Origin of the sequence: Dyella nitratireducens (assembly GCF_014642835.1) — a bacterium.
Taxonomy (GTDB): domain Bacteria; phylum Pseudomonadota; class Gammaproteobacteria; order Xanthomonadales; family Rhodanobacteraceae; genus Dyella_B; species Dyella_B nitratireducens.
This window is the reverse complement of the sequence record NZ_BMJA01000008.1, coordinates 1-9,686: the sequence shown is the minus strand read 5'-3', so window position 1 is coordinate 9,686 and position 9,686 is coordinate 1. Positions and strand designations below refer to the sequence as shown.

8 protein-coding genes, 1 pseudogene and 1 other annotated feature are annotated in these 9,686 nt (G+C 58.2%); of the genes and pseudogenes, 7 read left to right on the top strand and 2 right to left on the bottom strand.

The features are described from left to right. Window positions 1–202 precede the first annotated feature (202 nt). Both IEX75_RS23960 and IEX75_RS23955 read left to right on the top strand, forming a co-directional pair. Entirely contained in the window at window positions 203–1,099 is an 897-nt protein-coding gene (locus IEX75_RS23960) for an SDR family NAD(P)-dependent oxidoreductase (RefSeq protein WP_188798580.1), read from the top strand. Then, a complete protein-coding gene (locus IEX75_RS23955; protein ID WP_188798578.1) occupies window positions 1,096–1,827 on the top strand; it encodes a pirin family protein in 732 nt (243 codons plus the stop codon). Before IEX75_RS23960 ends, IEX75_RS23955 begins: the two co-directional genes overlap by 4 nt. A 12-nt stretch (window positions 1,828–1,839) precedes the next feature. On the opposite strand, the gene IEX75_RS23950 is transcribed toward IEX75_RS23955, so the two are convergent. Further along, window positions 1,840–2,475, bottom strand: a complete 636-nt coding sequence (locus tag IEX75_RS23950) for a DUF2147 domain-containing protein (protein ID WP_188798576.1) — start codon at window positions 2,473–2,475, stop codon at window positions 1,840–1,842. Window positions 2,476–2,555: 80 nt separating this feature from the next. On the opposite strand from IEX75_RS23950, the gene IEX75_RS23945 reads away from it, so the two are divergent. The 4 genes from IEX75_RS23945 to IEX75_RS23930 all read left to right on the top strand — a co-directional run bounded on the left by IEX75_RS23945 (window position 2,556) and on the right by IEX75_RS23930 (window position 6,899). Further along, window positions 2,556–3,212, top strand: coding sequence for a Rossmann-fold NAD(P)-binding domain-containing protein (locus tag IEX75_RS23945; RefSeq protein WP_188798574.1), 657 nt, complete (start codon window positions 2,556–2,558; stop codon window positions 3,210–3,212). Between the two features lie 98 nt (window positions 3,213–3,310). Next, entirely contained in the window at window positions 3,311–4,156 is an 846-nt protein-coding gene (locus IEX75_RS23940) for an oxidoreductase (RefSeq protein ID WP_188798572.1), read from the top strand. Window positions 4,157–4,232: 76 nt separating this feature from the next. Beyond that, window positions 4,233–5,270 (top strand): AraC family transcriptional regulator, encoded by a 1,038-nt coding sequence (locus tag IEX75_RS23935; RefSeq protein ID WP_188798570.1) that lies wholly within the window; start codon window positions 4,233–4,235, stop codon window positions 5,268–5,270. Between the two features lie 393 nt (window positions 5,271–5,663). Continuing rightward, window positions 5,664–6,899, top strand: a complete 1,236-nt coding sequence (locus IEX75_RS23930; RefSeq protein ID WP_188798568.1) for a glycosyltransferase — start codon at window positions 5,664–5,666, stop codon at window positions 6,897–6,899. A 163-nt stretch (window positions 6,900–7,062) separates the two neighbouring features. Here IEX75_RS23930 and IEX75_RS23925 read toward each other — a convergent pair. After that, window positions 7,063–8,294 (bottom strand): IS3 family transposase gene (locus IEX75_RS23925; protein WP_423373178.1). Its coding sequence is split into 2 segments (ribosomal slippage): window positions 7,063–8,006 and window positions 8,006–8,294, totalling 1,233 coding nucleotides; the frame shifts between segments, so codons are not numbered across the junction. After that, window positions 7,900–8,016: a sequence feature (AL1L pseudoknot), on the bottom strand. It overlaps the preceding gene by 117 nt. A 306-nt stretch (window positions 8,295–8,600) precedes the next feature. On the opposite strand from IEX75_RS23925, the pseudogene IEX75_RS23920 reads away from it, so the two are divergent. Then, window positions 8,601–9,686: pseudogene (locus IEX75_RS23920) on the top strand (hypothetical protein); the annotation flags it as partial.

Genomic DNA, 9,686 nt, shown 5'->3' with positions numbered 1-9,686 from the left:
GACCTAAGAAGGCGCTGGGCGGGCTGACGCCCGCGGACTACGCAAAGCAGTTAAAGTGACAACGGGCTCCAAAGCATCCCGCTACTCAAGGCGGGGGGACGTCGATTGCTCCATATTTAGACCAGTATTCTCCAAAATACTGTCTTTATCTCACTATGAGAGCAAACGATGATTCCTCTATCTGAAACCAGAGGAACTCATCATGAAACGAAACAAGAGCGTGGCCTGGCAGCGCCGGGCCGCCTCCGCGCCAGGTGCTGAAGGCAAGCAAATCGCGGTCGTCGGTGGCACGGGCGGCATCGGTCGCGCATTGAGCCGGCATCTGGCCTCGCTTGGAGCCCAGGTCACCGTCGTGGGGCAGACCTTCCGCGATGCGGGCACGCCTGGAATCACGTTTATCCAGGCCGACCTCAGCTTGATGCGCGAGGCGCAGCGCGTTGCGACTGAATTGCCGGCGCAAGCGCTGGACATGGTGATCTTCACCACCGGCATCTTCGCAGCGCCGCAGCGTCAGGAAACTTCGGAAGGGATCGAGCGCGATCTGGCTGTCAGCTATTTGAACCGGCTGGTGATGCTGCACGCCATCGCGCCTCAACTAGGCACGCGGCGCGTCCAGTCCGCGATGAAGCCGCGCGTATTTCTGATGGGTTATCCGGGCGGTGGCCAAATCGGAACCTTCGACGACCTCAACGCCGAGAAGTCCTACAAGGCTTTTCCGGTGCATATGAACACCGTCGCCGGCAACGAAATGTTGGTGTTGGATGCGGCCAAGCGCTATCCGAGCGCCACGTTCTTCGGCTTGAACCCTGGACTCATCAAAACCAACATCCGGGACAACTTCTTCGGCAAGGATTCGCTGAAGTCGCGCATGGCGGAAACGCTGATCGGGTTGCTGACGCCCACTGCGGATGCTTACGCCGAGCGCATCGTGCCGTTGCTGCTCACCCCGGACCTCGAAGGCCACAGCGGCGCGATGTTCAACAACAAGGGGCAGGCCATCCTGCCGTCGGTGGGACTGTCCGAAGCGCACATCCGCCAGTTCATGGCCGCATCCGAAGCGCTGGTCGCACGCACGGGCGTGGAAGTGCATGCATCATGACGACGTTTACTATCGCTCCCGTGCAATGCGCCAACCACGGCAGTCACTTCCGGGCTCTCGGCTTGCGTGGCGTAGCCGGGTTGATCAATCCCTTCATCAACATCGATCACGCCTGGATGAGCGCACCGACCTTCCAGCCGCATCCGCATGCGGGGTTTTCGGCGGTGTCTTACGTCTTCCTTGACTCGGAAACAGGCATCGAGAACCGCGACAACATTGGCACCCACAACGTGATCCGCCCTGGTGGACTTCACTGGACGACGGCCGGTCGCGGCATCGTGCACGAGGAAATTCCCGCCGAACCTGGCAAGACCGTCCATTCGCTGCAAATCTTCGTTGGCCTGGCACTGGAAAAGCGGAGCATCACGCCCTTCGCGCTGAGCCTGGAACCACAAGATGTGCCGGTGATGCAACTGCCGGGGATCAAGGTGCGCGTGCCTGTCGGCAGCTTCAACGGCGTGCGTTCTTCGCTGCTGCCGCCGACCGATGTGACGATGTTGGACATCTCGCTGGACGAAAGTGCTGAACTGACGGTTCCCGTGGCGGCGGGCGAATGCGCCTTCGTCATGCCAATTGTCGGTGCGGTCGTGGTGGACGGGCAGCGTTTCGATGCCAATGACTTGCGGGTTCCGGTTTTCACGGCGCAAGACTCGCTCCACACCATCACGATCCAGGCTTTCAGCGGCAAGGCCAAAGTGATGGTTTTCGCTGGCCGACCGATGCGTTAACCACCGTCACGTTCAAGATTGCGTGCGGATGCGGTGAAAGATCTTGGTTTGCCCCAGTGCCGGTATGCCGAGATATCCTCTCAGTTGCATTTTTCCTTCTGCGATCTCCACTTTGCAGTGGTACGTGCGGCCCGAGGATCCATCGTACAAAGAGCCAGCGCTCCATCCACTGCCATCCCAGTGAAGCCCGCTGACAAAGACGATATTTTTCAACGATCGGGAACGTAGCACTGGGTTGGGATTTTTTTCATCCTTCTTGAACGTCATGTTGTCTGATTCCATGACGTGGTTGCCGTACAGCAAGTGAGCCTGGAATTCCGACCCTGCTTTATACATGTCGAGCTTTACGCTGCCGTCGTCCGCTTCCCAAGTTCCAACAATTTCATCGGTGGCCGCTTGCTGTTGCGCTACAGCTATGGGCGCGAGCAGCAGGACCAGCAGAATGCAAAGCACTTGGTGGACTATCGACTTACGTAAAAATGGGTACTTTTTCACGCGATGGTTCCTTGCATTTTGGTGATTCGATCCTAGAGAACTGATACGAATGTGGCAGTGACGAGAAGCGCCAATCGCCCTGCAAAACACGCCATTGATCTGGCGCGCCGGTTTGCGTCGCTGCGTATTGATGCGCGCGAAACGTAAAAACATGCATGGCGCGATGCGTCAGTGCATCACGGTTGAATTCGAATTACGCTACGAATCCGCCATACACCAAGCGAGACATCAGAATGGCCCATCGCAGGGTTCTTATTGCCGGTGCTACGGGACTGGTGGGTTCAAGCATTTTGCGCGGTTTGCTTGAGGATGATTCGGTTGCAGAAGCGCATGCTCTATGCCGGCGCGAATTCGGTATACGGCATCCCAAGCTCACCATGCATGTGGTGGATTTCCGGACCATTCCGTCATTGCCTCCCGTGGATGAGATTTATCTCGCGCTTGGCACCACCATCAAACAAGCCGGTAGCCAAGCCGCTTTCCGATCCGTGGACTTCGATGCAAATCTCGCCGTGGCCAAGGCAGGATTGCAAGCGGGAGCGCGCCACATTGGGCTGGTCAGCGCGATGGCCGCAAACGCCCAATCGCGCGTTTTCTACAACCGGGTCAAGGGAGAGCTTGAGGACGCGCTGGAAGCGCTGTCACCAGAGACGCTGGTTGTCGCGCGTCCTTCGTTCCTATTGGGTGATCGTGAAGCATTGAATCAGCCAGCCCGCTTCGGCGAAAAGCTGGGTATCGGTTTGAGCAAGATGCTAAAACCATTGCTGCCTGCAAACTATCGTCCCGTAGCAGCTTCGCGTGTAGCCCGTGCCTTGCTCGCCACGGTGCCGCTGTCTCGCGGCAAGCGTCTGTTGCTTTCCGGGGAGTTGCAGCATTTCGGCGGGCCTTGACGATTGGCGTGATCTGCAAGTGGATTGGCGCGATGAGTCAATGCGCTGGTAGTGGGCGAGTTCTACATTGCCCAAGACCAGAACGCACTGAGATACACATGGCTGATAAACGAAAGAAGACGGCGCTCGTTACCGGCGCATCCTCCGGCATGGGCAAGGCGATCGCCAAGCGCCTGATCAAGGATGGTTTTCAGGTCTATGCCGCCGCGCGCCGCATTGACGCGATGGGCGATCTTGCGGCGCTTGGGGCCAAGCTTCTCGGTATGGATATTTCCAAGGAAGGTGAAGTGAAGACTGCGGTGGGTATCATCCTCGCGGAAGCTGGCGGTGTGGACGTGCTCGTGAACAACGCAGGCTTCGGGCTGTACGGGCCTATCGAAGACATCGGCATCAGTGAAGCGCGTTACCAATTCGAGGTGAATGTCTTCGGTCCCGCGCGCCTCACGCAACTGCTGCTGCCGGCGATGCGAAAAAACGGCGGCGGCACCATCGTCAACATCACCTCGATGGGTGGCAAGATTTATACCTTGCTGGGAGGCTGGTATCACGCGACCAAGCATGCACTCGAAGGTTGGTCGGATTGCCTGAGGCTGGAACTGGCTCCCTTCGGCATCAAGGTGGTGGTTGTCGAGCCGGGCCTGATCGAGACGGGTTTCGGCGAAGTCGTTGCCGAAGGCCTTCTCAAGCGACCGGGGAGTGGCGCCTATGTAAAGCTTACGCAGGCGACCGCCAAGGCGACGAAGGACGCCTACGGAAAAGATGCGTATGGAAAGGGGCGCGGCACTCATCCAGACGTCATTGCCAGCGTTGTATCGAAGGCTGTATCGGCAAGCAAACCGCGTACGCGTTATGTCGCCGGCAAGTATGCCAAGCCGATGATCATGATTCGCCAGTGGCTGGGGGATCGCGTATTCGATCGGGTGATCATGAGCCAGATGCGCTAGGATTCGGCCGTGCTCAGCAAGCAGCGTTCGGATCGGCAAGCGTGATTGGCATGCCAACATCAACGGACCGGGAATCATGAGCGGCATTCCGGCAGACAGATGCAGAGTCCCACAAGCATTCTGGCTCACAGTCGAGCGCATCGGGCTATCACCGGCTGTGGTGTTACGCCAGGCCGGCTTGCCCGCAACCCTTCATCTCACCGGGCAAGTATCCATCACCACGGCGCAGTACTTTGCGCTGTGGAAAGCGTTGGAAACATTGGCGCCGGAGCAGGGGCTGGGCATCAAGCTGGTGCAAATGGCCGACGCGTCCGTGCATCCGCCATCGACTCTGGCCGCATTCTATGCACGGGATTATCGTGACGGGCTGTTCCGGCTTGCACGTTTCAAGCGGTTGTGCAGTCCCGAACACATGCATGTCGCCGAGAAGAAGAGCGAATGCACCATTACCGTGGAATGGTTGTATGCAGCGGAAGCAACGCCGGCCGTTGCTTTGGATGTGGCGTTTGCAACATTTGTCGAACTCGGCCGTAGAGGCACGAACCAGCGGCTTGTCCCTCTTCGTATGGAACTGACGCGTCGTAGGCCGAAGAGCGACATATATCGCACTTATTTCGGATGCCCGATACGTTATGGCGCGCAGCGCGACGCATTGATTCTGAAGTCCATCGATCTGGATCGTCGTTTTCCCGGCCACAACCCAGAACTGCTCGACATGCTCACGCCGGCCCTTGCTTCCGCACTCGGAGAACTACAGCGTAGTAGCTCGATAAGCGAACAAGTAAAGGCGGTGCTCAAACGGAGCCTGGCGAGTGGCCGTCCAGAGCTATCTGTTGTGGCCAACGAACTAGGCATGAGTGAGCGCACACTGCAACGCCGTATCACCGATGAAGGAAAGACTTTCCGCGAGCTACTCGTGGAAGCGCGCCAGGAATTGGGGCGTCAACTGCTGTCCGACGCGGCTGCCGATATCGACGAAGTGGCTTGCCTGCTCGGCTACCAGGATACGAGTTCTTTCTACCGCGCCTTCAGGGACTGGGAAGGGGTGACGCCGAGCCGATGGAGGGAGCTCAACATCAATGGACCACAAGCGCGCCAACGCTTGGTTCATTAGGCGGATTTGTCTGCCGAGGTGCTAGGCGGCTCGACGAGATTAATGCGTGGGATATGGCAACCTATTCACCCTCTTCAAGCGTTGGTGGTCGAGGTGGCCACTTGCTTGTTTCGCACCGGTATCAACACCTGTGTTGATTCAGGAGAAGGGCGCGATAAGTAAATGGTTAACCATTTACAATGAAACGGGGACGTGCAAACGGAAGGGGGCTTACATGGGTGCGGGGTCGGAACCCAATCATGGGCAAGGTGAGGTGAGTGGAGGTGCGCATGAAGGAGAGGGCGCAGAAGAACCGGATTCCTTCGGTGCCGATTCTCGAGTGGATGAACGCACTGGCTACACGGGACCTCGGGTAGGTGGGGCGTTGCCAACTCCTTTAGAGATCACTAGTCGATGAGTCGGGTGCTGTTGGCTTGGGAGCTTGGGGACAACCTAGGGCATCTTTCTAAGCTGCTGCCGCTTGCCGTGCGCCTAAAAGAACGAGGTCACGAGGTGCTGGTGGTCGTACGGAACGTGGCACTTGCTACCGAAGTGCTGGCGCCCGCAGGTATCCGGTTCGTTCAATCACCCGTAGATTTGCGCGCTCGGGCAAATTCTCCGCGACCGCGGAGTTATGCGGATGTTCTACTCACGCAGGGTTGGGACAGACCGCCGACACTCTGGGGACTCGTGCAGGCATGGGGAAATCTGCTGGCGCTCTTCAGGCCCAATATTGTGGTGCTGGATTACGCACCGACGCCTCTGCTCGCGGCGAGGATTTTGGGAATACCCGTGGCGCTGATGGGGACTGGATTCGAACTGCCGCCGCTTGAGACGCCACTGCCTTCCTTCCCGATCTTAGAGGGAGTAACTGCCGAGGAGGTGAAAGCCGCGGATGCTCACGCATTGGCGAGTGCCAATGACGTGCTCGCGGCGTATCGTGCGGCTCCCTTGGCCGCATTGTGCGACCTTTTTCGGACCGAGGGCCGATGGCTCACCACTTTTGCGGAGCTTGATCAGTATGGTGCCAGATCAGGTGAGACGTACATGGGGCCTATCAATTGTTTGGATCGTGGCGAACCAGTGCAATGGCAGCCAGGATTTAAACATCACGTACTCGCTTACCTGCGGCCCGGGATGGCGAACTTGCCAAGGATTCTTCGCGCTCTTGCGAGTGAGATGGACTCGGCAGTCATCTGTGCCGCGCCGGGGGAGGGCACTGACCTTGCGGCGGGTCTGACACGGCCTGGATTTCAATTCGTACCGCGGCCCGTCGGGTTCAACGCTCTGCTTCCCCAAACGAGCATCTTTGTGTCCTACGCGCCTGCAGCGTCCGTGACGCGAACACTGCTCGCCGCCATCCCGCAGCTTATGTCCCCACTGCACGTGGAAGCACAGATGACAGCAACTCGAGTCGTGAGCATTGGGGCGGGTTTGACACTAAGAGGAGATGAGACGGAGCAAGAGATCTCCACGATCCTGCGGTGCGTTTTGAGTGAACGCAGATTCAAGTCCAGTGCCCTCGAATTTGCGAGTCGGCATCATGCGTTCGATCCACAAGCTACTTGCGAGCGGATAGTGATCGAAATCGAACGACTGAGTGATGGCTTTGCTGCTCGCGAGCCTGTTAAATCGGAACGGACAACGTGAGGACAGCGATGCGAGCTTGGCCTGTTGCAGGGCCAGGCCAACGGTCATGAGCCGCCGGCGTGGCTGACCGATGTACTGACGCGTTTTCAAGCCAGAGATTCTGTGCGGCGCACGACGAGCACCTTGAACCGCCCCGGTTTTTGTGGAGGCTATTTGGTTTAAGTCATGCTGGTTGGGCAACCTGTGACTGAGCGAGTTGCCGGTAGTAGTTTGCCTCAGCCTCCGCGGGTGGGATATAGCCAATCGGTGCAAGCAGTCGCTGGGTGTTGAACCAGGCCACCCATTCCAGCGTCGCAAGCTCCACGGCCGCTTTGGTTTTCCATGGCCCCCTGCGATGAATCAACTCGGCCTTGTAGAGTCCATTGATGGTCTCGGCGAGCGCGTTGTCGTAGCTGTCGCCGCGACTTCCCACCGAAGGTTCGATTCCCGCCTCAGCAAGACGTTCGCTGTAGCGAATCGAGACGTATTGCGAGCCACGATCGCTGTGGTGGATCAAGGTGCCGTCGCGTTCCGGACGGCGGGCGTAGAGCGCCTGTTCGAGTGCATCGAGCACGAAGTCCGTACGCATCGAGTCGCTGACTCGCCAACCGACGATGCGGCGTGCGAAGACATCGATGACAAACGCGATGTACAGCCAGCCCTGCCAGGTCGAGACGTACGTGAAATCACTAACCCACAGCTGGTTCGGTCGGTCGGCACGGAACTGCCGATTAACCTTGTCTAGCGGGCGCGGTGCATCACGATCACTGACCGTGGTGCGCACGACCTTGCCGCGCATGGCGCCGCGCAGTCCATGCTTGCGCATCAGTCGCTCGACCGTGCATCGCGCCGCCACGATGCCTTCGCGGCCGAGCTGTCGCCAGACCTTGTCCGCCCCATAAACCTGCAGGTTGGCACGCCAGACGCGCTGGATCTGCGGAACTAACACCTCCTCGCGCTGTGTTCGCGCCGGACGTCGTTCCGGCTGACGCTGGCGTGCAGCATGCATGCGGTAACCCGATGGAGCGATCTGCAAGACTTTGCAGATCGGCTCGACCCCGAACCTGTTCCGGTGTGTATCGACGAAAGTCCTCAGGACTTCAGTCGGCGGTCGAGCTCCGCCTGGGCAAAAAACGCGCTGGCCAGCTTGAGGATCTCGTTGGCCCGGCGCAGCTCCTTGACCTCGCGTTCCAGCTCTCTGACCCGCTGGGCCTCAGCCGTGGTCACACCCTCTCTCAGGCCGGCATCAACCTCTTGCCGTTGCACCCACGTCAGCAGCGTTTGCGGCACGCAGTCGATCTTCGGGGCTATCGATTCAACCGCCGCCCACAGCGACGGATACTCACCGCGATGCTCCTGCACCATGCGCACAGCGCGCTCACGGACTTCGGGGGAAAACTGCTTCGACTTTGTCATGGCTCCATTCTCTCAAGAGTTGGAGCCTCCACGAATCCCGGGGCGGTTCAGGATCTGGCGCAGGCCTGGTTTGAGATCCGATACGGATCAAACCTAGGCTGGCAAGGCGGGACTAACGCAAGCACTGCACGTCGTCGCTACGCGGAGTCACAGCTCTTTGGGCTAGCTAATAGCACGTATGCAGAGGCGCTGCAGGCTTACGAAACGTTGACTGCGAATCGAACGACAATTTTTAAATATGAGCAGATATATGGAGCCGACCCTGATACATCGGAGAACCCAGACACGCCAACTAGCGCGCTGGCGATGGTGAACAGCTATCTGTTAAACGCGAATCCGTCAATTGCAGCTCCAGTGACACCCGTGCAAACGCTTACTGCAGCGTTCAATTCAGAAGCCGAATTGATCACGAGCTATTTAAATACTAATTACAGCTCCGTGCTACCCCAGATCGAGATAGAAAATGACTCAAATAGTGCAGGCGGCTCGTTCGAGGTCAAGTCGACCGACATTTTTGTCGCGCCAACGCAGAACGAAATTAACAACGGATTTGCCAGTTCCTCTCTGCTTAAGGTAGACGCAGCGGCGGGCGACCCAGGATCAAACGGAAGCTCCGAGGCAGCTAACAATCACATTCTCATTGGAACGGGTTCGGGAGATACGCTAATCGGAGGCTCGGGTAAGGATATTCTCCTTGCGCAGACAGGGAATGAATTGCTCGAAGTCGGGGCTGGCGCGGATACTTTGATTGCAGCGAACGGAAACGACACCGTTCAACTAGGAGTTCAAACAGGCTCGCCCGTGGACGTGTTGGATTTCGTCTTTCCAGCGTCGTCCGGTTCTACAGAGACCATTCTTGCCAACGGTAGCTCGGGGCTTGGCACGCTCGATGTGAATGGCTCGGCGCTAGGTGGAGCCCTTGTTGCTAGTGGTTCTAACACTGACAACTGGACTGATCAAAATGGCAACACCTATCAGTTCATCAGCTCCACGAACTCTCTGACTGGGTATTCGCCTGGACAGAACACGCAAGCCGTTGGGGAAATGGTGATTGCGCTTGGTGGGCCGGGCGGCAACCAAATCGACATCTGGGGCTTCAATCTTACCCAAGCCGAAAATCTGACTTCGGGGTTTCTCGGCATCCATGTTCCACCGACCCTTTCCCTGACCTACGCGGCTAACGCCGGCGTCGACCCGCCCGCACCGGATTTCACCGCTGGATCAACACAGTCGTATACGGCTTGGTTGGACGCACCGAGTACATCGGCGGAGACCATCACGATTACCTTGTCCGGTGCTCCGGCGTCCGACTTCGGGCTCGTGTCCGGGTTGAGTATCGTGCCGATCAACAGCAACGGAACCTTCACCGTCACGATTGCGGCCGGACAAACC

Coding starts and splice junctions, on each gene's coding strand:
- IEX75_RS23940 (WP_188798572.1), top strand. CDS start 3,311: ATGGCTGATAAACGAAAGAAGACGGCGCTCGTTACCGGCGCATCCTCC.
- IEX75_RS23950 (WP_188798576.1), bottom strand. CDS start 2,475: ATGTTTTTACGTTTCGCGCGCATCAATACGCAGCGACGCAAACCGGCG.
- IEX75_RS23945 (WP_188798574.1), top strand. CDS start 2,556: ATGGCCCATCGCAGGGTTCTTATTGCCGGTGCTACGGGACTGGTGGGT.
- IEX75_RS23935 (WP_188798570.1), top strand. CDS start 4,233: ATGAGCGGCATTCCGGCAGACAGATGCAGAGTCCCACAAGCATTCTGG.
- IEX75_RS23955 (WP_188798578.1), top strand. CDS start 1,096: ATGACGACGTTTACTATCGCTCCCGTGCAATGCGCCAACCACGGCAGT.
- IEX75_RS23960 (WP_188798580.1), top strand. CDS start 203: ATGAAACGAAACAAGAGCGTGGCCTGGCAGCGCCGGGCCGCCTCCGCG.
- IEX75_RS23930 (WP_188798568.1), top strand. CDS start 5,664: ATGAGTCGGGTGCTGTTGGCTTGGGAGCTTGGGGACAACCTAGGGCAT.